A 23,918-nucleotide genomic window follows, 5' to 3' on the forward strand; every position below is an offset into this window, starting at 1 on the left:
CCCCGGGGGCACGGGCACCCTTGTGTGTCCCCGCGGTGCTATCCGCACGCCGCGTGGCGGCCCCGGAGCGGCCGCGGGCTTTGGGCCCCGGCGTGCCGCTCCTGGCGGAGGCGTCCCCCGGGGGACACGCGCCCTCGGGCCCCGACCTCACCCCGTACCCGGCGACGACGGACCCGGTCGCTTTCGGCGGGCGCCCAGGAGGCGGTCGAGGACCACCGCGACGCCCTCGTCGTCGTTTCCGGGCGCCACCTCGTCGCTCACCGTCTTGAGTTCGGGGTGCGCGTTGCCCATGGCCACCGCGTACCCGGCCCAGGCCAGCATCGGGGCGTCGTTCGGCATGTCACCGAAGGCGATGGTGTCCGCGCCGGACAGCCCGAGCAGACCGGCGGCGTGGGCCAGCCCGGTCGCCTTCGACAGTCCGAGCGGCAGGATCTCGATCTCGCCCGGTCCGGCCTTCGTCGTGGTCACCAGGTGCCCGGCGAGCCGCGACGCGATCTCGTGCAGTCGATCCCCGTCCAGTTCGGGATGCTGAACGTAGAACTTGCGCACCGGTGCCGCCCACAGGTGGTCGGTGTCCACGGGGACGGTCGGCAGACCGTCGAGCGGGTCGGGACGGTAGCCGGGACCGGCCAGGACGGCGCCCTCCAGACCGGCCCGGTCGGCGGCCAGCGACAGCGGTCCGGTCACCGCCTCGATCCCGGTTAGGGCCGACCGGGCCGCATCGCGGTCCAGGACGTATGACGTGAGCTCGCGGTTCGCGTCAGCGTCGTACACCTGGCCGCCCTGACCGCAGACCGCCAGACCGGTGTAGCCCAACTCGACCAGCACCGGCCTGGTCCAGGAGACCGAGCGACCGGTGGCGACGATGTGTTGACCGCCGCGCGCGGCCGCCGCCTCCAGGGCCGCCCGGGTGCGGGCACCGACCGTGCCGTCGGAGCGCAACAGGGTGCCGTCCAGGTCGGTGGCGATGAGCTTGTAGGGCAGGTCTGGCGGTGTGTCGCGTGACGGGCCCGCTGGCACGGCCGTCACCGCTGGTAGAGCTTGCTGAGCGTGCCGATGTCGGGAAGCTCGCCGGACAGCTCGGGGCGGTCCAGCGAGGCCATGGGGGTCTCCCAGACCTCCCTGGCCGGTGAGCGGTCCGGCGGCACCGGGGTGATCGGGGCCCAACCACCGTCGTCGGAACGCAGACCCAGCCGGGCCGCGACGGTACGCACCGCCTGCCGGGCGGCCAGCGGCGCCAGGGTGAGCTTGGACGGGCTGGCGACGACGGCCCTGCCGTCGAGCAGCTCGGCCCCGAACTCGTGGGCCACGGTTCCGCTGCTCGGCAGCAGCCCGGACTTGACGGCCGGGTAACCCGAGACGGCTTCGACACGGGCCAGGATCGCCGCGTCGACGACCCTGCTCAGGGTCAGCAGCACCCGGCGGGCCCACCAACCCGCGAGCTGGCCGGGGTCCCGGCCACCGCTGTCGAACGACTGGAAGTCGGAGACCAGCCAGGTGGCCCGCCCGTCGTCGTCGGCCCGGCTCGCGAGGAACAATCCGTGCTCCTCACGTTCCGGGAACAGTACGCTGACCGCGGGCAGGCGGCCGCGCAGCACCAGCATGTACGCCCTACGGAGCTGGACCGTGTCGGGCAGCCCTGAGCGGGCCAGCAACCCGGGCGTGCCAGCGCCCGCAGCGAGGACCGCGCTCCGGGCGCGGACGACCGCTGTGCCCCCGTCCGGCTCGGTGATCCTGGCGCTGACGCCGTCGCCGGACCGCTCGACGCGCTCGACCGCGCCCGGCCACCTCTCGATCCCGGCCGCGGCCGCCTGCAACCCCAGTCCGCGCAGGATGTCACCGACGTTGTACGTGGGTTCGGCGCTGCCGAAGCAGGCCACGGGTGTCCCGGACAGCCACCCCGGTGTGGACCGCGGACGCACAGCGAGCCCCGATGCCCGCCAGTACCGTTCGGCTCGGAGCACCGCGTCCGGGTCGGAGAAGGCGATGGTGGAACCGGCTGTCACCGGCGGTATCCGCGTGAGCAGTTCCCGCCAGTGCTCGCGCGCGCTGCCCAGCAGGGCCGGCAGGCGCGGTTCGTCCGGGCCGTACGCGTAGCCACGGTGCAGATAACCGTGTGACTGCCCGGACTGGCCTGCTCCGTCCGCCAAGGGCTCGACGAGCACCACGCGGGCACCGCGGCGGGCCAGGCCCAGGGCTGTCAGCAGACCGGTCACACCCGCCCCGGCCACCATCACGTCACCGTCGCGCACCGGTCACCCCCGTGCGGCTCGGACCGGACGCCGGTGACCGGTTCGACCGCGGCGACCAGTCCGGAGACCGGCGACATCCGCACCAGCCAGCGCTCGCCCGACACGGTCTCCAGCAGCACCGTCTCCTCGTCGAAGCGGATCGCGAAGCGCAGCGGACCGAGCCCGGCCAGCAGCAACCGGTCCCGGCTGTTGCTGGCCTTGGCCATCAGATCACCGCTGAGCAGGCTGACCCGTATCTCCGTGGCGAGGCCGACGACGACCTCCACGCCGTCAACAGGCATCTCCGGACGCTCCCATCACGGCCAGCGCGGCCAGTGTCGCCGAATCCTGGACGGCCCCCGCCGCCGCCAGCTCCCGAAGCTGCGACCAGGACAACCTGCGGACCTCCATCCCGGCCTCGAACGTGTCCCGGTCGGGCTCACCGACATCCGAGACGTCGGCGGTGAAGGCGTGGCACGAGGACGTCGCGAAGCCGCTGCTCTCCGCGAACGTGACGAGGTGCCGCAGGCCGGTCAGTTCCAGACCGGTCTCCTCGCGCACCTCTCGCCGGGCGGCTGCCTCGGGTGACTCGTCCCCGGCCAGGGCGCCCTGCGGGAACTCCAGGCTCCGTGCGCCGCCCATCGTGGGCCGCTCCAACTCGACGAGGACGTACCGTCCCTCCTGACGCGGGGCGACCAGTACCGAATCGGGCCTGCGGACCACGAAGTACGGGTGCAGCGCACCGTCCGCCGTCTCGTACTGCCGGTGCTCGACCGCGAACCACGGGTTCTGGTGCGCCGTGCTCTCACTGACCTGGCGCATGGCGACCGGGCTCATCGAAGCGGGGACAGGTAGGCCGCCGCGAGCGGGCCCTCGCCCCGGCACAACCGGCTGTACCCGTCGTTCAGCGCGGCGACGGTGTCCGCCGCGCCGGTGTCGTCGGCCGCGCGTCCGTCCACGGTGTCCACCGTGCGCAGCCCCAGCAGCGTCCCGGCGAGCACCACCCGCGCCGTGTACAGCTCGTCCTGCCCGACAGGCCGCTCCTCGACCTTGTGGCCGAGTTCGCGGGCGAGGTCCAGCACGATGCGCTTGGTGATCGAGTCGAGGATTCCGGAGTCCACCGACGGCGTGGTCACCCGCCCATCCCGCACCAGCAGGATCGCAGCGCCGTCGGCCTCGGCGACGTGGCCGCGCTCGTTGAGGAAGAAGACGTGCTCCACGCCCTGCTCGACACGCTCGCGCTCGAAGACGCGGAAGTCGAGGTAGGAGCCGCCCGTCTTGGCGTGCGCCCCGATCGGCCCGCCGAAGCGCCGGTGTCCGCTCACGGCCGCCCGGACCTTCGGCGGAGTGCTGGGGCGGAACGGGAACCCGCCGATGTAGGTTCCGCCCTCGCTGTTCGGCGCCAGCGAGGAACGCCCCTGCCCGGCGTAGAAGGTCGGACGCAGGTAGACGTCCGAGCCGTCCAGTCGGGCAGCTACCTCGGCGAGCGCGCCGAGCACCTCCGCCCTGGTCATCGGCACCGGGATGTCGGCCACCCGCGCGGATTGGAAGAGCCGGTCGAGGTGCGCGTCGCCGGCCAGCATCTCGTGCCGCTGCTCACGGTCGTTCCAGAACGCCGTGATGCCCTCGAAGACGTTGGCGCCGCGCAGCGCCAACTCGTCCCAGACGTGAACTCTCGCGTCCTCCCAGGGCACGCATGCCCCGTTGAACCACATCACGCGGTCAGACATCTTTCCCCTCTCCCTCGATCGGTTGTCGCACGGCCTCGTCGCCAGCGGTCGCACGGCGCCCGGTCACGGGCGCGCCGCGGTCCCGGTGCGGGGCATGGGAGGCACGTCCACCGGTCCGAACGCACCGTTGCCGCAGCCGGCCCGCGAGGGCGACGAGGCTCGTCGGGCTGCGTAGGTCCGCGACTCCGATGCCCTCGAACCCTCCGTCCCGCAGAAGGGACAGCACGTGGGGGACCAGGTGCAGGCGCCCGCCGACCGTCAGGTAGGTACCGGCCATCGTCGGATCGGACAGCCCGTTGGCCCCGGCGACCGCGTCCTTGAGCGCCTGCTCGGCCGCGCCTTCCGGCGCCAGCATCGGCCGGTCCGCACCCGAACCGGCGACCGTGGCCGCGTCCGTCCGGCGGATGACGAAGCGGTGCGGACTCAGGACGGCGTTTCGGCCGTTGTCCGTCGAAAGCAGGAAGTCGCGAAGCTCCCATGGCTGGAGATCCGCGCTGACGTAGGCGGTGAGCCGACCGTGTTCCTCGCGGACCTCCGCGTGGTGGACCGCGGGATGCTCCTGGAGGCGTTCGGTGAGGAAACCCAGATCCACCCAGACACCGTCGACCTTCGCCCAGCCTGCGCCCGGCCGCCAGGGGTCGGCCGCCAACGACTCGGCCTCCCCGAAAGCGAGGTCGCCGGACACCGCGGCATGGACCAGGATCGCCTCCGTCAACTTGACGAGTCCGGCGCTGTCCCGGTCGCCCACGACGGACGCGTCGATGGCCGAGTCGATGTGCAGCCGCCCCTCGACGAGATAGGCGCGAAGGTACAGGTTGCAGGCGTCCCAGGAATCGTTCGACCGGCTGGTGGACACCCGCGAGTCCGCCAGCAGGGCACGCGGATCACCACCCGGCTCCGCCGGTATCGATTCGATGCCTTCGAGCGTGCAGCTGATCGACTCGGGTCCGGGCAGGAAGGCGCCCCGCTCGGCCTCGACGCGTCCCGCGCGCTCGTGGAACTCCAGGACGTCGAAGCTCATGTGCCGACCGGCGACGAGGACCGCCTTCTGCAACCGTCGTAGTACCTCGGAGAACGACGGCCTTCCTCGGAGATCGACGATCAGCGGCATGTCCCGGAAGAGCGAAGCGACCATGCCACGGGTGTTGGGGTGTTCCCGGAACGACCAGGTCAGGTTCAGCCCCAGCCGGTCCCGGTGGAACTGGATCGCCAGCGCGGTGTACGCGGCCGCGGTGAAGATCGACGCCGGGGCCGTGGCGAGTGTCCTCCGCAGGGTCGCCAGCGCCAGGCCCGCGGCGGGTGATTCGAGGTCCGCGCGCACCACGTCGGCTCCGGGCCGGCCGCGGCTCACGGGGAAGACCGTCACCGGAAAGTCCTGGAGCGCGTTTCCCCAGTGCCGCAGGGAGGACTCGACACGGGGTCGGCCGCTCTCCCGCTCGTGCCGGGCCTGGTCGACGGGCTGCGGCGCGTTCGCGCTCAGGCGGGCGGCTCGGTGCTGTGCCTGCGCGGCAAGCAGCTCAGTGAGATCGGTGACGAGGATCCAGGCCCCTCCCCGGTCGGCCACGATGTGGGGGACGACGAATACCAGGTCTCCCCGCGCGGTACGGCCGAACCGGATCGGGGGTTCGGACGCGACGTCGAAAGGGGCCTCGGTGAAGCGGCGAAGGGCGTCCTCGCCCTCGACCCGGGGAAACGCCGCATGGACGCTCTCGTGCACGCTCTGCCGTGGCCGCCCGTCGCCGTCCGCGTCGAACCTGGTGCGCAGAACCTCGTGCCGGAGCAGTAAGGCACTCACCGCACCGCTCACCGCGTCGTCCGACAAACCATCCGGCACGGCGACGACCCAGGAGAAGATCGGGAACAAACCGGGGTCGCCGGTCTGGTACGCCAACCACTCCAGTTGGCAGAGCCCCGACTGCAACGGGCCCGTGCGTCGCACTCCCTCGGAAAACCTCACCAGCTCTTCTCGCACTCGGGCTCCCCCGGTCGCAACATGGACAGCTACCTCCTCCGAGGCCCCCAGGCCCGCCGTCCCGGTCAGACGAAGTACCGGGCCTGGAGGCGGAACAGCTCGGCGTAGAGCCCGTCTGCCCGGCTCAGCGTGTCGTGGGTGCCGGTCTCCACGACCCGGCCGCCGTCCATCACCACGATGAGGTCGGCCGCCCGGGCGGTCGTGAAGCGGTGCGTGACCAGCACGGTCACGCCGCCCTCCTGGCGGCTCAGGTCGGCGTACTGCTGGAACAGCCACTCCTCGGCGCGCGCGTCGAGGCTCGCGGTGGGCTCGTCCATGATCCGCAGCAGCGGCGCCCGCCGCATCGCCGCCCGGGCGTTGGCGACCGTCTGCCACTGGCCGCCGGACAGCCCCTCGCCGTCCCACGACCCGCGCCCGAGCCGGGTGTCCAGGCCCTCGGGCAGCGAGGCGAGGAGCCTGTCCCCGCCGGCCGTCCGCAGCGCCCGGAGGATCCGTTCCGGGTCGTCGCGGTCTTCGAGCCGCCCCAGCCCGATCGCCTCCCCCAGGGACATCTCGATGTGCACCGGGTCCTGGAAGGCCGCCGTGATCCGGGCGCGCCACCGGTCCGGGGCGAACCGCGCGAGGTCGGTCCCGTCCACCAGGACGCGCCCCTGAGCGGGTTGGTAGAGGCCGCTGAGCAGTTTGACCAGCGTCGACTTGCCCGCGCCGTTCTCGCCGACCAGGGCCACCACGGCCCCGGCCGGGAGTTCGAGGTCGATATCGCTCAGCGCGGGCTGATCGCGGTTCCAGTACCGGAAACCCAGACCCTCCACCCTGATGCCGCTCTCCAGCCGGGCGGGCACCGCCGCCGACGCGGTCGGCACGAGGGCCGCACGCTCCGCGTCGCCGTCCCGCACCACGTCGAGGAGGGCCCGGGTGGCCCGGAGCGACTCCAGCGTCCAGAAGGACAGGTTGAGCAGGCTCTGCACTTGGCCGGTGATCTGGCTGCTGACGGCGACGGCCGCGACGATGAGGCCGAGCGGGGCGTCGCCGGCCAGTCCGGCCCGCACCATCAGGGTGACGGCGGTCGCGTACGCCAGCACGAAGATCAGCCAGGCCAGCGCGACCGGGACCCGGGCCAGTCCGTCGGTCCGGGCGATGTCGCGGCCCGCGGAGTCCCACTCCCGGCGGTGCCTGCGCCGCAGCTCGCCCGCCAGCCCGAAGAGGCGGGTCTCGCGACCGGGGGCGGCCGTCGTGGCGAGCGTGAACAGGTGACCGGCCAGCCGGGTCCGGGGCGTGGCGCGCTCCACGGCCTGCCCGCGCCTGCGGTCCGCCGCCCGGGTGGCCAGCACGGCGGGGAGGGCGAAGAGCGGCAGCAGTGCCAGGACGGGAACGACCGAGGCCATCAGGGCGGCTGAGGCGAGCAGGGCCAGCGCGGCTCCGGCCAGCCACATCAGCCGGTCGAAGCCCGGCCCGATCTCACCACGCGCCCCGCGTACCGCCGCCGCCCGGTCGGAGCGGCTCGAACGCTCGTGGACCTCCAGCGTCGGCGTCGTGCCGACCGCGTCGACGAACCGGCGGTCGACGTGGCTCTGGATCTGTTCCTGGAGACGGAGGCGGGTGAAGTAACCGGCGACGAAGGTGCCCTGGGTGAGCATGACGAAGACGGCCACGCACAGCGCGAGCACCACCAGGCCGCTGGCCGAGCCTCCGCTCGCCGCCTCGCTGAACAGTCCGATCGCCACGGCGAGGCCGATACCGGTGGCCTGTTCGAGGAGCGCGATCGCCACCGCGGCCAGGGAACGGAACCCGTCGACGCGGGGCCCGGTCGTGAGGACGAAGCGCAGGGCGCTGATCATGACGATGCCTCCTCGAAACGCTGCGCCTGCAGACGGAACAGTTCGGCGTACCGGCCGCCGGCGCTCATCAGGTCCTCGTGCGTGCCGTCCTCGACGATGCGCCCCTGATCGAGCACGACCACCCGCTCCGCCCTGCGCACGGTCGCGAACCGGTGGGAGATCGCGACGGTCGTTGCCCCCGCGGTGAGTTCGTGGAACGTGTCGTAGAGCCGGGCCTCGGCGCGGGCGTCCAGGCTCGCGGCGGGCTCGTCCATGATCAGGAGCCGTGCGCCGTGCCGCAGGCCGAACAGCGCCCGGGCGATGGCGATGCGCTGCCACTCGCCGCCCGACGCGTCGACCCCGCCCTCGTACCCGCTGGACATCACTGTGTCCCAGCCCCGGGGAAGCCCCTCGACGAACTCCAGCAGCCCGGCCCGGCCCGCCGCCTCCCGCAGTCCCTCCTCGTCATCGGCGTGGGCCAGGGAGCCGAAGGCGATGTTGTCCCGCACCGTCAACTCGTAACGGCCGAAGTCCTGGAAGACCGCGACCACCCGGCGCTGCCAGCTCCGGCGGTTGGCTTCCTCCACGACGGTCCCCCCGACGCGCACGCGGCCCCCGCTGGGAGCGTCCAGACCGGCGAGGAGCCGGGCCAGCGTCGTCTTCCCGGCCCCGTTGAGACCCACGACGGCCAGCGACTGTCCCTGGGGGACGTCGAGATCGATGCCGTGCAGCACCTCGTCGGCGGCTCCGCCGTAGCGGAAGCGCAGTCCCTCACAGGAGACGGTCGCGACCGGCTCCGTCCAGGAAGCGGTCTCGGGTGCGTCCGGCGGGTCCTCGGCCGGAAGCGCGAACGCCTCGGCGGCCGCCTTGGAGCCGAAGCCGGTGCGCAGGTCGTCCTCGTCCGCCCGGAGCACCTGGAGCAGGGCGCGCAGGGCCAGACCGCCCAGCGCCAGATCGCCCACCGTCGTGCCTGCGGTGGCGGCCCGGTAGGCCAGGTAGTAGAAGACCGAGGCGACCGTGACGCCGGTGACCACGACGACCACGACGACGAACACCCGGTGCTCACGCCGCCGCCGCCAGACCTCGGCCATGTTCACGCGCCACTCGGAGTGGTAGGCGTCGCGGAAGAAGGCCGTGAGCCCGAAGAGGCGCACCTCCCGGGCCGCTTCCGGCGTGGTCGGCACGTCCCGCAGGTAGGAGGTGCGGCGCAGCTTCTGAGTCTGGTTCACGGTCTCGATGACAGCGGTCCGGTAGTTGCGGACCAGCCGGAGGTGGAGCACCGCGAAGACCGCGAAGACGATGAGCCCCAGCCCCCAGGCGACCTGGGTGAGCAGCGCCGCGGAGCCGACGGCGGTCACCCACAGCGAGGCCTTGGCCGACAGGCCGAAGACCGCTTCCCCCGGCGGCATGTCGATGGTTCCCTGGCCCCGCGCCCGCCCGAGTCTGCCCTGGTAGTCCGGGTCCTCCAGGTGTCCGACGGTCGCCGGTCGCGATGCGGCCGCCATCACGCGCTCGCTCAGCCGGCCGGTGACCCGGCGGCCCAGTGCCCGTCCCAGAGCCGTGCGCCCCGACTCGGCGACGTGGGTGAGGAGGAAGAGCACGGCGATGAGGGCGACCCAGCGGTAGCACTCCCTCGCCGCCGGGCCGTCCAGCCCCTGGCCGGCGGCCGAGGCGAGCCCGTCCACCAGTGCGCCGACCCCGATGGTGATGCCGACCGGGGCCGCACCGGCCAGGACGGCCAGCACCGTGGTCAGGGCGGCCGTGCCCGGCGCCACGGAGAAGGAGTACCGGACCAGGGCGGGAAGCACCCACCGCGTGGCCGGGGGCGCGAGGCGGTCGGTGTCCGCGGTCACTCCCGCCCCCGGTCGTCGAGGTTGCGGGCGGTCGCGCCCCGTGTCTTGCTGCTCGGCATGCTTTCCTCCTGGACGGCTGGGGGTGCTTCCTTCGCGGCCGGTTCCGGTATCCCGGACCGGCGAGGCGACGTGTACCCGGACGGTGCTACTGGTGTTCGTCTCACCGTGACGCGGTGTCGTGGGCTAATGCGCTGGAACGGACCACCCCTGTCCGTCCGGCTGAGCGGTAGCGGCCGCGTACTCCTGGCGAAGCCTGCGTTTGAGCACCTTGCCGGTGACACCGACCGGGACCGATCCGGCGTCCGCCGCCCGGAGATCGGTCAGCGGTGGGTGGCCCAGACCGTCGAGGGCCTCGTTGGCCCGGGCCAGCATTCCGTCGGTGCCGTGGCCGTCGCGGAGAAGGACCAGCGCGATGGCGCACACCTCGCCAGCACGTTCGGCGGCCACCACGACGCAGTCGTCGATCTCGGGAAGACGGGTCAGCAGGATCTCCTCCGTGAGGACCGAATAGACCGTCCCGTCGGCGGTACGAATGGCGTCGACCGCCCGGTCGACGTGGTAGTACCGGTCCGCGTCATCACGGAAGACCAGGTCACCGGAGAGCCAGTAGCCGCTCAGCAGGCTGCGGTAGGTCCTGTCCGAGTCGTTCCAGTAGCCCGGTGTCACCGTCGGTCCCCTCACACCGAGCATCCCGACCTCGCCCGCCGCGGCCTGCGTACCGTCCTGCCGCAGGACGGCGACCTCGGCGAACGGCTGCGGGACTCCGATACAGCGATGCGGCGCCGCGACCCCGGGGATGGTGGTCATGCTCAGCACGCCGCCCCAGCCGAGCTCCGAGGAACCGAAGCCGTCGACGAACACCGAGCCGGGCACCGGATCGGCACCGACCCAGTGCCGGCCATGCTCGACCAGCCGGGCGACGTGTGCCCGGTGTGCGGCGTCACCGACGCTGACCCAACGCTCGACCAGGTCGAGACCGGCCGTGTCGGCCTCCCGCAGCGCCAGCTCGGAGAGCGTCACCGGAAAGCCGACCACGATGGTCGCGCCGTGACGGTCCGCCGCGGCGGCCACCGCCCGGCCGCTGCGGTCGGACATGAGCACCAAGGGCACCCCGGAGAGCATGGCGAGCAGCGCGTAACCGATCGCCGACCCGTGCGACTGGGGAAGGGCGGACAGGATCAGCGACCTCGGGTGGTCCCGGAACCGGGTCAGGTGCGCACGGATACCCGCCATCATCTGCGCGTGGGCCCAGATCACCGGCTTCGATGTGCCGGTGGTGCCCGAGGTGTGACAGATCAGGACGGGGTCTTCGGGGGAGTGCCGGAACGGCGACGGCACCCGTGCGTCACCGGGTGGAACGGTGCCACCGATCGACGACACCCAGAAGCGGTCGGTCTCGGGCTCCAGGGCACCGGTGATCCGCGACAGCCTGACCTCGTCCGTCTGGAGGCCGACGGGCGCGGTCGCCCGGAGGTGGGCCAGAGCGAGGCCGGGGGCCATCTCACCGTTGACCAGTACAGCGATGGCCCCCAGGCGGCTCAGCGCCAGGTAGTGGACCAGGTCGTCGGCGCCGTCCCGGAAGTAGACCCCGACCCGGTCCCGGGGGCCGACTCCGCGTCCGGCGTACCAGGCGCTCCACGCGCCGACGAGGTCTGCCAGCTCAGCCAGGCTCAGTTGGTCGCGCAGGGCCCCGTGGGCGTCGCGGAGGGGAGGCTCCGCGTGCAGGTACGGAGCGTTGACGTCCGGGCTGACCCGCAACGCGGTCTCCAGGGCGTTGCCCCCGCCCACCGCCGGATCGGCGGCGATGCCGTGGCGTACGCCGGACGGGACGAAGGTGGCCCCCAAGGTGACGTCCTCACTATTTGTCATCGGGAACTAGCTCGAGAAGTTGGTAGTCGACGCCCGGGACGAGGTCCTGGGAGGTGCGCAGAACCGTGATCCGGTGGCCTGTCCGAGCGGCCAGCCGGCGCAGCGAGTCGTGGTCGCCGAGATCGCTGAAGCCGAGCAGCAACCGGCCGGTGGCGGTCAGCCGCGAGCGCGCTCCGGAGAGGTAGCGCTCGTGCGCCCGGTAGCCGGGGTCGAAGACGGCCCGCCGCAGCTGTCCGCGCTGTTCGTCGCGGTCCGGTCGCGTGGCCGACCCGGTGCCTGCGCTGGCGTCGATGAAGGGGGAGTTCCAGAAGATCAGGTCGAACCGCTTCTCCGTCCCGATCCCGTCGAACACGTCACCGCGGTGCAACTCGATCCGGTCGGACAGCCCGTGCCGCGCGGCGTTGTAGGCGGTGTTCGTGACGGCCACGTCGTTGATGTCGGTGGCGACGACACTCCTGCAACCCTTCGCCGCGGCCGTCACCGCGGTCACGCCCGCCCCGCAGCCCACCTCCAGGAAAGATCCACCGACCGGGAACGGGATCGATTCGGTGAAGAACCCGGTCGAGACGCAGTGGGTCGGGGCGAAGACTCCCGGCAGCAGGTCCCAGTCCCGGCCGTGAAGCCGGAAGGTGGTCGGCTCTGTCACCCCGGCAAGGGTGCTGTTCACCAGCCAGGACCCCCGCACCACGGCACCCTTCGAGGGCCCGGGCCCGCCCGAGGCCGTCACGGTGTCCTCCCGTCCGTCGGTCCGGGTTGCGATCGCACCAGGTCCGCACGGGCGAAGGACTTCACGGGGACGGGGTCCATCTCGACCGTGAGGCCGAGGACCCACTCGGCGCTGCCCTCGGCCAGGAGCAGACGGGACAGCTCCAGGACCTCCGCGCGGGCGTCACCGGTCACGGCCACACAGCTCACCGGGCCGGTGAGACGGTAGTCGCGGGCGATGTGGCCGAGGACGGCGGTAGGCACCACCTGGTAGAAGAGGATCGGGCTCACCCGGTCCTGGTCGATGTGTTCGACGGACAGCTCCAGGCTGGCCGTGTCGAACCTCTGCGAGCCGAGGACGATCCCGACCCGGCCGTCGGAGCCTTCGAGGAGGTGTCCGGACCGCGGGTCGCCGAGGCATTCCCGGACGGCGGCGTACACCAGGGGAGCGAAGTCCGACGCGAAGAATCCGGCCAGTGGCGGCAGTCGCGGACTCGCGTGGACTTGCGCGCTGGCGACGAGCTCGAAGCCGGGCGATGACGTCGTCATGCTCCCGCCAGGAGAATCGCGGAGTTGACGCCGCCCACCGAGGAATTGAGGCTCAACGCCGAGGTCACCTCCACTTCCTCCGGCACGCTGACGTGCCGGAGCGGGTGGCGTGTGTCCGGCCGGTGCAGGGCCGCGGTCGGCGGCAGCACCGAGGAGCGCATCGCCAGCAGCGTGATGACCGCCTCCAGGGCACCGCTGGCCTCCAGAGCGTGGCCCGTCGTGCTCTTCGTCCCGCTGACGAACGTCTTCTTCGTGTGCGGGCCGAGCGCGGCGTGCAGGCCAGCGGCCTCGGCGGTGTCGTTGAGGGGGGTGCCCGTGCCGTGGGCGTTGACATAGGTGAGTTCGTCGGCGCGGATACCGGCGCGGTGGAGCGCCTGGGTGACGGCGGCGGCGACTCCGGCCCCTTCCGGGTGGGGCTGCGCCGCGTGGTGGGCGTCGTCGGTCATGGCCCAACCCGCCATACGGGCCAGGGGCGGGGCTCCTCGCGCCCGAAGGCTCTCACCGGACTCCAGCAGCAGCATCGCACCTCCGTCGCCGAGCAGCACACCCTGCCGGTCCCGGTCGAACGGGCGCAGCCGTCCGTCGGCGGCCAGTGCCCGCGCGGAGTCGAAGAGGCTGAACGCCTGCCGGTCGACCAGGAACGCTCCACCCGCGAGCACCGCCGAGCTGACACCGCTCCTGATCAGCTGCGCACCGTGGATGATCGCGTTCGCCGCGGCACAGCACGCGTTGACGAACGTGCGCCTGGGTCTTCCCAGCCCGAGCCGGTCGGCCACCAGTTCGGTGAGTTCGGCGGGCGGCTCCGGCTCGACAGAGGGCGCTCGCAGCTTGGTCGCCAGGACGATGGGAAGCGTCGCCGGGCTGGGCCAGCCGGCCATGTCGATCGCCTGGCTCGCGCAGGCTGTCGCCACGTCGACCGTCCCCGGGGCGGATCCGGTGCCGTCCTTCTCCTGGTAGGTCGCCGCCTGGTCGGTGCGGCACCGGGAGACGTCGAAGCGGGTGACCGGGCCAAACGCCGACGTACCGGAGAAGACCCCGTCGACGAGGGCCTCCTGGCCGAAGCCGAAGGCGCTGAACACGCCGAAGCCGCTGACATAGACCTCAGCGGTCATGCGTGCCCGTCCCCCAGGTCACGGTTGACGAGGGACGTCAGGGCGCCGATGGAGTCGACTCCGGTCGTCTCGCCACTGATCTTGGCCACGACGCCGTGCCGCTCCTCCAACAGGTGCTGGATCCAGATCGCGGTGTAGGAGTCGATGACGAGCAGGGTGTCGTCGTCGACCACCTCCGGCAGGTCGACACCCTCACAGTCCGCCAGGATGTCGCGGATCTCGTCCCTGCTGACCGCCTTCGCCCGGGGCTGTCGTTCTCTGCTGGTGGGTCGCGGAGAGGAGCTGTGCTCGGTCACGGACAACCTTTCCGGTCGGTGTCGCGGGAAGTTTCTCTTGCAGGTAGTACCGCTTGGGGGCCTTCAAGGAGCTCAGCCGTTCCCGGCTCCAACCCGCGAGCTGGCGGTCCGTGAGCCCGTTGCGGGCCGCCACGTGGGCCTCGATCACGTCCTTGAACGTCACGACCGCGTGGGCTACGTCGGGGTGCTGTTGCAGCACCTGCTCGATCTCCAGCAGGTCGATCTTGATGCCGCCGATCGCGATCACGGAATCGGCGCGGCCTAGGACGCTGACCGAGCCGCTCGCCTCGTCGACCGTCGCGCGGTCGAAGGTCCGCAGCCAGCCGGCGGCGAACCGCGCCACGCCATCGTCGACGAGGTAAGGCGTCTCGTCGAGCCGGACGTACAGCTCTCCGTCCGTCTCCCGGACGGTGATGCCGGGAGCGGGCCGACCGACGTGGGGAGCGGGGAACCGGCCCGTGAGGTCAGCGGTGATGACGCCGACCTCCGTCATGCCGTACACCTGGCCCAGTCGGCATCCGCTGGCCAGCCGGAACCGCTCGGCCACGGCCGGGCCGGTCGTCATCCCCGCGCTGGTGGCGACGCGCAGTCGCGGCAGCCGGGGAAGCTTCGCCGTGCTTCCGAGCAGTTCGAAGTGCGTGGTCACTCCGAAGATCGCCGTGGGTTCGAGCGCCTCCGCGGCCCGGGCGATCCCCCGGCCGTGCTGCGCGGAGGGAAGGAGGACCGGCATGCCCGTGGCCAGCCCGTACAGGATTCCGCCGATCAGACCCCAGGTGTGGACCGGTGAGCACAGCAGGAGGAGCCGGTCGTCCCCGCCCGGCATGTCGTCGATGGCGGCGTACCGGTCGATCTCTTCGTTCAGCGACGCGGCCGACCGCCCCACCACCTTGGACTGCCCGGTCGACCCGGAGGTGAACTGTACGAGGCACACCTTCCCCGGAAGGGCGACAGCCCCGGTCAGCGGCACCACCTCGGGCTGGGACCGGCCGGTGAAGCGGGTCGTCCCGGTCGCGGCGCGCACGTGGAACGCCGGCGGGCACAGCCGCGTCAGGGAGGCGGACTCGGCCTCGGTCAGCCGGTGGTCCAGGAGCATCGCGCGAGCGTCCAGCTTCCAGATCGCCAGGAGCAGCGCGAACAAGGTGGCGTTGGGGGAGAGCTGCACCGCGACGCAGTCGCCCGGCCGGACACCGCTCGCCACCAGCAGGTCCAGGCACCGGTCGACCTCACGGTGCAGTGCCCGCCGGTCGACGGTCCCCGTTTCGTCGATCCACAGCGGATCGTCCGAGCCCACACCGCACAAGCGGTCGCTCAGCTCCCGTGCGGACAGCACGGGTCCCGGTTCCGCATCCCCGTGCATCGTGAATCCCCCTGAGAGATCGACAATCCGCTGATGAAGTGGTGGTAGACGCCCACAACGACCCGTCCTCCGCCCGGACAGCTGGTCCGATTGGTCGACTGAAGAGCCCAGTCGAAATCCAGCAATTCTTCGTCGGTGAAGCCCTCTTCGATAGACCACGGCGGAGGGGCGCAGGATCGGAAACTACCCGATCGGATCTCTCCGCGACAACCTGTTTTATTGGCCTAAAGTGGCCGCGAACCCCGGAAACGGGGCAGGATCCCGAGGAAGTCCGTGCTCCCGAAAGCTCTGCCTCTTGCGTTCCAGAAGCAGCACTGAACTGGCGGTTCACCTCCGGCTGGGCGTGACGCGACCAAGCCGGACTCCTGGGTGGTGATCGGGTCCCCGGGCCGGGAGGCGCTCTTTTGCGATCATGCGAACGCGTGTACCGTCAGGGCCGGAGATCTCGTACGCCGATGGGCCGCCAGCTCCGGAGGGCCCCGAGGAGGCGCAGCCACGCGGGGCCGTGCGTGTTCGGCGAACAGGGAATTGAAATGGTTTTATTCGAGATGGACGACATCGGGAAGGAGACCCGGAACCGGCTGGGTCGCTTACGCGACCTCGGGTTTTCCACGCGGCCGCAATATCGGTGACCTCGCCCGCCGTGTTCGTGTGACCGGTCCGGGTATTGGCGGCGGATCCCCGTCGGCCATGCCGGCCGTCCAAATCTCACTGGCCCTAAAAGGAGGGTGTGTGCGCACGGCAGCACGACAACGCGGGATGTCCGTCGTCATTCCGGTCAAGGGCCGGGTACAGCTGTTGCGGGCCCAACTGGCCTCGCTCCGCTCCGCCATGGACCGCAGTCCCGAACCCGCGGAGGTCATCGTTGTCGACGACTCGGAACCGGCCGACGCCGCCAGCCACCGAGCGAACTGCCGTGAGTTCGGCGCCCGCTACGTGACCGGCCCTCGCCACGTCGGCGCGAAACGGAATCTGGGCGTCGAACAGGCCGCGTACGACCTGATCCTGTTCACGGACTCCGACTGCCGGGTGCCGCCGGACGTCTTCGAGCGTCACGTCAAGACCCTGCGAAGCGCTGACGACTCCGTCGGGGGCGTCACGGGCCCCACCTTCGTGGAACAGGGCCGGGCGCCGGCGAACCGCGTCATGCGCTGGTCGAAGCTGATCAACGACGACCTGGAACGCCCGCGCCGATGCGCGAAGGTCACCTGGGCGACGGCCACGAACCTCGCCGTGCGCCGGGAGGTGTTCGAGGAGGTCGGCGGTTTCCCCTCCGAGAGCCTCGACCACGTGGGCGGTGAGGACTGCGACCTCGGCCTCAAGATGTCCGAGGCCGGATACGCGATCGTGTGCGACCCCGAGGCGGTCGTCGTCCACGATCACGCCATCACGGACTCCCTCGCCACCGCGGGCCGCCGACTCTACGGCTACGGTCGCTCCGAGCAGTGGGTGTGCAGTGTCCACCCCCGCCACCGTCGGCTCGTGGTGAACGCCTTCACCGTCGGAGCGGCGGCCACCGCGGTCGGTATGGCGCTGGCACCCCGCACCGGCGGGCGAAGCCTGCTGGCGGGGCCCGCGAGCCTCCTGGTCGTGGTGGGCCTGCGCGCCCGTCGGCTGCGCGATGACGACAGGTCCGTCGGCGGCTCCGTCGAACGCTTCGTGTGCGCGTCGGTCGACCTCATGTTCGACCTCGGCGGTTTCGTGGCGGCGCTCGAACTCCGCCGTCCGAGCATGTTGTTCACCGGCCTGGAACCGGCCGACGCCGACTGAGACCGGGGGCGCGGCCCGGCCGACCCTCCCTTGGCCGGGAGGTGGACGGGGCCGCACGAACACGCGACGGCCGGAGCACGGGGCGGCCCCTGGGCCCGCCATGGCCGGTCGTCGTTGTCCGGCGGCGTTTCACCGTGAAGACGGGGATGCGAATAAATAATGATGACGAACGACGAAATGATCGCGATCATCGTCGAATGCACGGCCCTTCAGGCAATCGAGGGGCCCATCGGGTACGACACGAAGATATCGATCGACTCCTTCAGTTTCGTCTGGCTCCAGCATCTGCTTGAACAGCGCTTCGGATTCGACCTGGAGCAGCCTGGACAGGACGTCCTGGAGACACTGGACTCGGCGCGTTCCGTGCACCGGTACCTCGCCGGGATCAGCCCGGAACACTTCGCCTCGGCGGACTGAGAAGAATCGTGGGACGAATTCGCCGCCCCGACAGCGCGCGCAAGGACGTTCCATGATGCGAAGGGAGAATCATGTGCGCTCAGATGACGCACCCGCAGTCCATGCCACACCAGAATTCTCGGCGGCTTTTCGTCGCACGCACGAACCGTTCGCGAGGGCCAGCGGGCTCCACGGAAGCGGGGAGGAGCACCGGTGAGTGAGCAGCCCGCGGCCACCGCACTGAATTCCGAGTTCGAGACCGTGCTGCGCCGGTGCCTGGACGATCGGATCGACCCGGAAGCGCCGCTGCGGGAAGACAGTGACCTGACGGCTTTCGGTATGGACTCGCTCACCGTCGTCCGACTCCTGGTGACGATCGAGGACGTCTTCGGGGTGACGATTCCCGACGAGGAGCTCGCGTTCGAGATCTTCGCCTCGCCCGGTGCCCTGTGGACGGTTGTCTCCGGTCTCCTGGAGGAAGCCAAGTGAACCCTGAGCTGCTCCGTGACGTCGCGGAAAGAGTACGGCTGGTCCCCGACCGGCACCGGGTCTTCGATCAAGGCACACCGACGGTGCTGAAGGTTTTCGGGATCGGTGCGCCGGTCCTGTCCGACCTGCTCGATCTCGGGCTCCCGCACCGTTCGTCGGGGGGTGAGCGGTACTTCGACAAGCTGGACCTGGAGAACGTCTCGCTCTCCCTGGGGCTGCCCTCACCCCGCTACCTCGCGATGCGACGGTGGCCCGAGGTGCTCCGTGCCGTGGTGGAGCGCCGACCGGTCCGCTACGACCTCGAAGTCGTCGCCGAATGCGATCCCGAAGCACCCGTCCATGTGTGTGACTTCCGCCTGCCCGCGGAAGTGCTGGCCCTGGGGACGGAGACGGACCCCGCTGTCCGCAGGCTCACGCTGAGCCGCGAGGTCGGGGCCACCGGCCGCCACGGCGAGGCTCCTCGGGAACTGCAACGGATCTTCTCGGAGGTGTCCGCGTTCCGGTTCCACATCCTGCCCGAAGCCCTGTACGGCGACCTCGCCTTCGTCGAGGAGACCTCGCTCGCCGACTGCGAACTGGCCACCCGGTACCTGGCCCGGCGGGCGGCCGAAGAGGGTTGGCAGGCCCGGCGCAGCTTCGGACTGCTGCTGTCCAGCCCCTACTCACTGCCGCACTACTGGCCCGAGATCCGACTCGACGGGGTGTGGACCGCCTTCGACCCCCACCTGGTCAACAGCCTGGTCCGGTGGGGGGTGCTGGCGCCCTCCGCGGTCTCCAGCGCCCAGGTGCTGAACCCGGTCTTCTTCCGTGTCGCCGAGGACTGGACGCCCCTAGTCCAGGACGCGGGGCGCCCCGCGCGGGTGTCCGTGCTCACCCGGCGCCGAGCCCTGCCCGACGGCGCCGCGAGCACCGACCAGCCGCTGAACGAGACCGCCGATGACTGAGCTCGGGGGTGTCACCGCCGTCGTCAGCGGTGACGCGCGAGCTCGTTCAGGGACACGCGCATGACGACTCTCCTCATCGACAACTACGACTCCTTCTCCTACAACCTGGCCCACTACCTGGGCGAGGTGACCGGAACCGAACCCACGGTCATCCGCAACGACGAGCCCGGGTGGCGGGTGGAGCATCTCGACGGTTTCGACAACGTCGTCATCTCCCCGGGCCCGGGGACACCGGGCGTCCCGGCCGACTTCGGCATCTGCCGGGACGTCATCGCGGCGGGCGGGGTCCCCCTGCTCGGTGTCTGTCTCGGGCACCAGGGCATCGCGATGCTCGGCGGCGGGTCGTTGGCGCTGGCCCCGGAACCCCGGCACGGCCGGAGGTCTCCGGTCCTCCATGACGGCGCGGGGTTGTTCGCCGGCATCCCGTCGCCGCAGGAGGTCGTGCGCTACCACTCGTGGGCGGTCGACCGCCTCTCGGCTGATCTCGAAGCGCTCGCCTGGACGCCGGACGGGGTGCTGATGGCGCTGCGCCACCTCAGCCGCCCCCAGTGGGGGGTGCAGTTCCATCCAGAGTCCATCGCGACGGAGTACGGGCACCGCCTGCTGGCCAACTTCACGGAACTGAGCGCGGAGTGGAACCGCCGACACGGCAGGCGCGTGCGCGCTCGGCCGCCGTCGGCGGCCCTCCCGAGCGCCCCGCAGGGCCGAGGACGGGTGCGGTACCACCTGATGGTCGAGGAATTCCCCACGCCGTGCGACGCGGAACAGATCTACGAGGCGTTGTTCCTCGGCCAGTCGTTCGCGTTCTGGCTGGACAGCAGTCGCCCCGATCCCCGGCTTGGGCGCTTTTCGATGATGGGGGCGGCCGACGGCCCCCTGTCGGAGGTGGTCACGGCCGACGTCGCCGACGGCACGGTCACCGTACGCTCGGGGCAGCACGCCCGGACGGAGGTCCGGCCGTTCCTGGACTGGCTGGACGACCGTCTGCGCGCCACCGAGGTCGTCGGCGGCGATGGGCTGCCGTTCGGCTTCCGGGGCGGCTGGGTCGGCTACCTGGGTTACGAACTGAAGGCCCAGTGCGGCGCCCGCATGAGCCACCGCTCCGATACGCCGGACGCGTCGTTGCTGTTCGCGGACCGGTGTGTCGTCCTCGACCACAGCACCTCCAGGACCTACCTGCTCGCCTTACACGAAGGGGACGGGGCGTCGGCCCGGAGCTGGCTCTCGGCCACCCGGGCCCGTATCCGGGCCCTCGCCGGTGCTTCCCGCACCTCGGCGGCGAAGCGGGAGCGGGCCACGGCGCCCGTGTCGCCGCGGCACGACCGCAGCGCCTACCTGGAACTCATCGAGTCCTGCCAGCGCGCCATCACCGCTGGCGAGAGCTACGAGGTGTGTCTGACCAACATGCTCGACGCGGAGTGCGCGCTGGACGTGTGGTCCGCCTACACCTCGCTGCGCCGGGACAACCCCGCTCCGTTCGCGGCGCTGCTGCGCCTGGGGGACCTGTCAGTCCTGAGCACCTCCCCGGAGCGCTTCCTGCGCGTCGACGCCGACCGGCGCGTGGAGGCCCGTCCGATCAAGGGCACCCGCCCGCGGGGCCGCTCGGCCGAGGAGGACCGAAGGCTCAGGGAGGAGTTGGCCTCCTGCGAGAAGGACCAGTCCGAGAACCTCATGATCGTCGACCTGCTCCGCAACGACCTGGCCAAGGTCGCGACGACCGGTTCCGTGGCGGTTCCGGAGCTGTTCGTCGTTGAGACCTACGCGACCGTCCACCAGTTGATCAGCACCGTGACGGCCCGGCTGCGCCCTGACCGCAGTCCCGTCGACTGCGTCCGTGCCGCCTTCCCCGGCGGCTCGATGACCGGAGCGCCGAAGCTGCGCACCATGGAGATCATCGACCAGTTGGAAGGTCGGCCCCGCGGAGTCTACTCGGGTGCCATCGGGTACTTCTCGCTGTCCGGAAGCGTTGACCTGAACATCGCGATCCGCACCCTCGTGGCGCAGCCCGGTCGTGTCGGTTACGGGGTCGGTGGCGCGATCGTGGCCATGTCCGACCCGGCCGGGGAGTTCGAGGAGACCGCGGTCAAGGCCGCACCTCTGCTCTCGCTGCTTGGCACGCGCTTCCCGGAACGGGACACGCAGACGGCGACGAGCGGAGTCTGAGAAGGCGCCGGGGAGGGTCCGCGCCGACCGCCGAGGGCCCTCCACGACGACGGCCGTGACCGGCCCCGCTGCCGACGGCCCTCGTCCCCGCGGACGCGGAAGCCGGGCGGCGCGGGGACGAGTTCACCGGCGGGGGAGGAACGGCCCCGGGGTGCCGGGACCGCCGCGAAGAGCGGTCGCGGTCAGCGCCGGGCGCTCATCCCAGGGCCTCCCGCACCTTCTCGGGCCAACGCCCGGGGTCGGTTCCGTGCTGACAGAACAGCGCGTAGCCGATCCGTTCCAGGCCGATGCCCACGCACGCCGAATGCGCCGGCGAGCCGTCGGGCAGGCTGATCCGGAAGGGGCCGCCGAAGGTGGTCCCGTGCAGGTTGAACGAGCCCGCCGCGATGGTCCTGCCGGGTTCGACGGGGACTCTCAGCTCGTATTTCGTCTTGGTCAGGCGCTGGGCCAGAACCTGCTGCGGGGTGGTGTCGCTGCCGAAGAAGGGGTCGTTGGCGACCTCGACGTGCGCGGCGAGCGCCAGCTCGGCGGTCAGGTCGCAGACGGCGTCCAGGAACGCCTGACGCCGCCGGGCCACCGTCGCGGCGTCACCGAGGAAGACGATCTCACGGATGGTGAAGTCCCACAGCCGTTCCATCGAGCGGGCATAGGACGACTCGAAGCGGAAGGACTTGCCCCGCGAGGTGACCACCGCGTGGTCTTCCGGCAGCGGCGCCTCTCGCAACTGGTGGTAGGTGTGGAAGCACATGGTCGGCGGCAGGCAGTACCCGGAGTGCGCCGAGTGCTCCTGCAGGTGCGCGGCGAGCCCGTTCGGGGTGGCCGCGCGGTCGGGCAGATCCGCGAGGAACGCGTCGTAGGTGTCGGTGTCCGCGTGCAGCCGACCGGCCGTGAACAGGTACTGCGGGAACGCCCCGAGGTAGCCGCCCGTGTGCAGTGACCGGGTGGATATCAGGGTGGGGTAGCGGTACTCGACAGCGCCGAACCCCATGGCGACGGCCCTCACCCGTCGGTCCACGGCCTGCAGCACCCCGGTCATGGTCTCGCCCAGGGCCACCAGTCCGGGACCCATGTCCTGTACGGCGCCCGCCGCTTCGAGCCGTTCGTAGGTGTCCGGCGTCGTGCGGTCGGAATGCGGAGAGGTCCACACGACTTCGCCCGCGCTCAGCCGCTGCGGTGCCACCTCGCGCCTGGTGATCAGGTTGATCTTGCGGGACAGCTCAGCCTGGTCCGCGTCGCCGACCGTGGTCACGTCCAGACCGATGATCCGGTCCCGGTCCGTGATCAGTTCGAACGTCTCGATGGCTTCGGAGGTGTAGTGGACACGGGACGCGAGTTCACCGCCCCGGGCGACTGGAACTGCGACTTCGAGGGGGATGCGATAGGCCGGCACGGCCCTCCTTCGGACGGGTCTGATACGGCGCAGGGGTCCCCCGGACCGGGCACGGCGAGGTCCGTATACAGGCTGCACCGGTGTGCCGGACCGAAGCCGCCACCGCCCGGAGCGGGCCCCTCGAAACGGTCGTTCCCCTCCCCAGCGGCGCGGCGAAGCTCGAACAGCTCGGTGGGGTAAAGGTTACTCGACCGGTCTGGTACGAGTTTCGCGGAGTCGGCGGTAACGGCTGTCCTGACGCCCTGGTCGGCGTGAGCACGCCCTCACCAGCGGGACGCGTCCGAGGTGTCGGGCACGTGTCGGCCTCTTCGGCGCACCGCGCTCCCGACGCGGCGGCCACCGATCAACCCGTTCCGGACCGGTCGCGCGGAACGCACCCGTCCGTTCGCGGCGTGGGACGGGCCTTGTCCGTTGTCCCGTGGGGCACGCGGCCGGGGTGGTGCCGCGGCTCTGGGCCCTGGCCCGGCACCCGGAGCGGACGGCACCGGCCGGTCCCGAGTGCGACGAGTTCGACGTCGTGCGCGGCTGAAGGCAGGGTCGGGCTCCGGGGCGGGTGGGTGGCGGCCCGGGGTCGGGTCGGGGACATCCCCGATGGCTTCCCGGCCGTGCGTGCTAGATTCTGGCCATGCGGTCAAAAAATGAACCAGGCGGACAGAAGCGGTCCTTCATCGAGGAGGCCCGCAGGGCGCAGATCACCGCGGCGGCGGTCGAGACCATCGCCGAGGCGGGCTACCCCAACGCCTCCCTGGCGCGGATCGCGCGCACGGCCGGGATCAGCAAGGGCGTGATCTCCTACCACTTCGCAGGAAAGGACGAGCTCATGGACCAGGTGGTGACCGACGTCTACACCGAGATCGCCGAGTCCGTCCTCCCGGGGATGCTGGAGCGGACCGACGCCGCAGACATGCTGCGGGCCCACGTGCGCGGCGTGGCCGAGTACGCGCTGTCCCACCCCGAGCGCATGGCCGCGCTGGCGCAGATCTTCACCCACGCGCGCAAGGAGGACGGCTCCCCGCGCTACGGGGCGGCGGAGGCCGAGGCCCTCTACGAGTCCCTGGAGGGCCTGTACCGGTCCGGACAGGAGAGCGGCGAGTTCCGCGGCTTCGACGTGCGGGTGATGGCGGTGACCCAGCAGACGGCGATCGACGCGATGTTCGCCTACTGGAGCGCCCATCCCGGCCACGACCTCATGGCGCACGCCCGCGAGCTGGGCGAACTGCTCGTGCGCGCTACCCGCGCCGACCGCTCCCCACCCCCGAACGACTGACGAGGACA

21 protein-coding genes are annotated in these 23,918 nt (G+C 71.3%); 6 read left to right on the forward strand and 15 right to left on the reverse strand.

The features are described 5' to 3' along the window. Positions 1–147 precede the first annotated feature (147 nt). From ABD54_RS00765 to ABD54_RS00825, 14 genes are all read right to left on the reverse strand, one after another. Positions 148–1,029 (reverse strand): HAD family hydrolase, encoded by an 882-nt coding sequence (locus ABD54_RS00765; protein WP_200904010.1) that lies wholly within the window; start codon positions 1,027–1,029, stop codon positions 148–150. Then, positions 1,026–2,252: an FAD-binding oxidoreductase gene (locus ABD54_RS00770; RefSeq protein ID WP_047867475.1), complete on the reverse strand. Its 1,227-nt coding sequence runs from the start codon at positions 2,250–2,252 to the stop codon at positions 1,026–1,028. Before ABD54_RS00770 ends, ABD54_RS00765 begins: the two co-directional genes overlap by 4 nt. Further along, entirely contained in the window at positions 2,234–2,533 is a 300-nt protein-coding gene (locus ABD54_RS00775; protein WP_152691957.1) for a hypothetical protein, read from the reverse strand. Before ABD54_RS00775 ends, ABD54_RS00770 begins: the two co-directional genes overlap by 19 nt. Then, positions 2,523–3,053: an NUDIX hydrolase gene (locus ABD54_RS00780; RefSeq protein ID WP_160313061.1), complete on the reverse strand. Its 531-nt coding sequence runs from the start codon at positions 3,051–3,053 to the stop codon at positions 2,523–2,525. The genes ABD54_RS00775 and ABD54_RS00780 overlap by 11 nt, the downstream gene beginning before the upstream one ends. 11 nt (positions 3,054–3,064) lie before the next feature. Then, a complete protein-coding gene (locus ABD54_RS00785) occupies positions 3,065–3,961 on the reverse strand; it encodes an aminotransferase class IV (RefSeq protein ID WP_047867478.1) in 897 nt (298 codons plus the stop codon). Then, positions 3,954–5,918, reverse strand: a complete 1,965-nt coding sequence (locus tag ABD54_RS00790; protein WP_160313062.1) for a condensation domain-containing protein — start codon at positions 5,916–5,918, stop codon at positions 3,954–3,956. Before ABD54_RS00790 ends, ABD54_RS00785 begins: the two co-directional genes overlap by 8 nt. 80 nt (positions 5,919–5,998) lie before the next feature. Continuing rightward, positions 5,999–7,771, reverse strand: a complete 1,773-nt coding sequence (locus ABD54_RS00795) for an ABC transporter ATP-binding protein (protein WP_047867480.1) — start codon at positions 7,769–7,771, stop codon at positions 5,999–6,001. Then, entirely contained in the window at positions 7,768–9,603 is a 1,836-nt protein-coding gene (locus tag ABD54_RS00800; RefSeq protein WP_047867481.1) for an ABC transporter ATP-binding protein, read from the reverse strand. Before ABD54_RS00800 ends, ABD54_RS00795 begins: the two co-directional genes overlap by 4 nt. A 183-nt stretch (positions 9,604–9,786) precedes the next feature. Further along, entirely contained in the window at positions 9,787–11,472 is a 1,686-nt protein-coding gene (locus tag ABD54_RS00805) for a class I adenylate-forming enzyme family protein (protein WP_082166606.1), read from the reverse strand. Then, on the reverse strand, positions 11,462–12,118 hold the full coding sequence (locus tag ABD54_RS00810) for a methyltransferase (protein ID WP_160313063.1): 657 nt from the start codon (positions 12,116–12,118) through the stop codon (positions 11,462–11,464). The genes ABD54_RS00805 and ABD54_RS00810 overlap by 11 nt, the downstream gene beginning before the upstream one ends. 77 nt (positions 12,119–12,195) lie before the next feature. Beyond that, the gene (locus ABD54_RS00815; RefSeq protein WP_053063490.1) at positions 12,196–12,726 is read right to left on the reverse strand and encodes a hypothetical protein; all 531 of its coding nucleotides are present in this window, start codon (positions 12,724–12,726) and stop codon (positions 12,196–12,198) included. Then, the gene (locus tag ABD54_RS00820) at positions 12,723–13,838 is read right to left on the reverse strand and encodes a beta-ketoacyl synthase (protein WP_047867483.1); all 1,116 of its coding nucleotides are present in this window, start codon (positions 13,836–13,838) and stop codon (positions 12,723–12,725) included. Before ABD54_RS00820 ends, ABD54_RS00815 begins: the two co-directional genes overlap by 4 nt. After that, positions 13,835–14,011 (reverse strand): hypothetical protein, encoded by a 177-nt coding sequence (locus tag ABD54_RS28250; protein ID WP_160313064.1) that lies wholly within the window; start codon positions 14,009–14,011, stop codon positions 13,835–13,837. Before ABD54_RS28250 ends, ABD54_RS00820 begins: the two co-directional genes overlap by 4 nt. A gap of 19 nt (positions 14,012–14,030) precedes the next feature. Continuing rightward, positions 14,031–15,464 (reverse strand): class I adenylate-forming enzyme family protein, encoded by a 1,434-nt coding sequence (locus ABD54_RS00825; RefSeq protein ID WP_053063491.1) that lies wholly within the window; start codon positions 15,462–15,464, stop codon positions 14,031–14,033. 759 nt (positions 15,465–16,223) lie between these two features. Here ABD54_RS00825 and ABD54_RS00830 point away from each other — a divergent pair. From ABD54_RS00830 to pabB, 5 genes are all read left to right on the forward strand, one after another. Beyond that, positions 16,224–17,261, forward strand: a complete 1,038-nt coding sequence (locus ABD54_RS00830; protein ID WP_160313065.1) for a glycosyltransferase family 2 protein — start codon at positions 16,224–16,226, stop codon at positions 17,259–17,261. A gap of 162 nt (positions 17,262–17,423) precedes the next feature. Beyond that, the gene (locus ABD54_RS00835) at positions 17,424–17,678 is read left to right on the forward strand and encodes a hypothetical protein (RefSeq protein ID WP_152691959.1); all 255 of its coding nucleotides are present in this window, start codon (positions 17,424–17,426) and stop codon (positions 17,676–17,678) included. A 192-nt stretch (positions 17,679–17,870) separates the two neighbouring features. Continuing rightward, complete coding sequence (locus tag ABD54_RS00840) at positions 17,871–18,146, forward strand: phosphopantetheine-binding protein (protein ID WP_047867485.1); 276 nt, start codon at positions 17,871–17,873, stop codon at positions 18,144–18,146. A gap of 83 nt (positions 18,147–18,229) precedes the next feature. Beyond that, positions 18,230–19,090 (forward strand): hypothetical protein, encoded by an 861-nt coding sequence (locus tag ABD54_RS00845; RefSeq protein WP_152691960.1) that lies wholly within the window; start codon positions 18,230–18,232, stop codon positions 19,088–19,090. Between the two features lie 60 nt (positions 19,091–19,150). Then, entirely contained in the window at positions 19,151–21,253 is a 2,103-nt protein-coding gene (gene pabB, locus ABD54_RS00850; protein WP_047867487.1) for an aminodeoxychorismate synthase component I, read from the forward strand. A gap of 196 nt (positions 21,254–21,449) precedes the next feature. On the opposite strand, the gene ABD54_RS26635 is transcribed toward pabB, so the two are convergent. Beyond that, on the reverse strand, positions 21,450–22,643 hold the full coding sequence (locus ABD54_RS26635; RefSeq protein WP_053063492.1) for a hypothetical protein: 1,194 nt from the start codon (positions 22,641–22,643) through the stop codon (positions 21,450–21,452). Positions 22,644–23,268: 625 nt separating this feature from the next. Here ABD54_RS26635 and ABD54_RS00860 point away from each other — a divergent pair. Further along, entirely contained in the window at positions 23,269–23,910 is a 642-nt protein-coding gene (locus ABD54_RS00860; protein ID WP_047867488.1) for a TetR/AcrR family transcriptional regulator, read from the forward strand. Positions 23,911–23,918: the final 8 nt, after the last annotated feature.

This window comes from Nocardiopsis sp. RV163 (assembly GCF_001029525.1).
GTDB lineage: Bacteria > Actinomycetota > Actinomycetes > Streptosporangiales > Streptosporangiaceae > Nocardiopsis > Nocardiopsis dassonvillei.

Bases quoted from the DNA above. Each gene is read 5' to 3' on its own strand.
- ABD54_RS00775 (WP_152691957.1), bottom strand. From the start codon at position 2,533: ATGCCTGTTGACGGCGTGGAGGTCGTCGTCGGCCTCGCCACGGAGATA.
- ABD54_RS00785 (WP_047867478.1), bottom strand. From the start codon at position 3,961: ATGTCTGACCGCGTGATGTGGTTCAACGGGGCATGCGTGCCCTGGGAG.
- ABD54_RS00820 (WP_047867483.1), bottom strand. From the start codon at position 13,838: ATGACCGCTGAGGTCTATGTCAGCGGCTTCGGCGTGTTCAGCGCCTTC.
- ABD54_RS00805 (WP_082166606.1), bottom strand. From the start codon at position 11,472: ATGACAAATAGTGAGGACGTCACCTTGGGGGCCACCTTCGTCCCGTCC.
- ABD54_RS00815 (WP_053063490.1), bottom strand. From the start codon at position 12,726: ATGACGACGTCATCGCCCGGCTTCGAGCTCGTCGCCAGCGCGCAAGTC.
- ABD54_RS00860 (WP_047867488.1), top strand. From the start codon at position 23,269: ATGCGGTCAAAAAATGAACCAGGCGGACAGAAGCGGTCCTTCATCGAG.
- pabB (WP_047867487.1), top strand. From the start codon at position 19,151: ATGACGACTCTCCTCATCGACAACTACGACTCCTTCTCCTACAACCTG.
- ABD54_RS00795 (WP_047867480.1), bottom strand. From the start codon at position 7,771: ATGATCAGCGCCCTGCGCTTCGTCCTCACGACCGGGCCCCGCGTCGAC.
- ABD54_RS00780 (WP_160313061.1), bottom strand. From the start codon at position 3,053: ATGCGCCAGGTCAGTGAGAGCACGGCGCACCAGAACCCGTGGTTCGCG.
- ABD54_RS00835 (WP_152691959.1), top strand. From the start codon at position 17,424: ATGACGAACGACGAAATGATCGCGATCATCGTCGAATGCACGGCCCTT.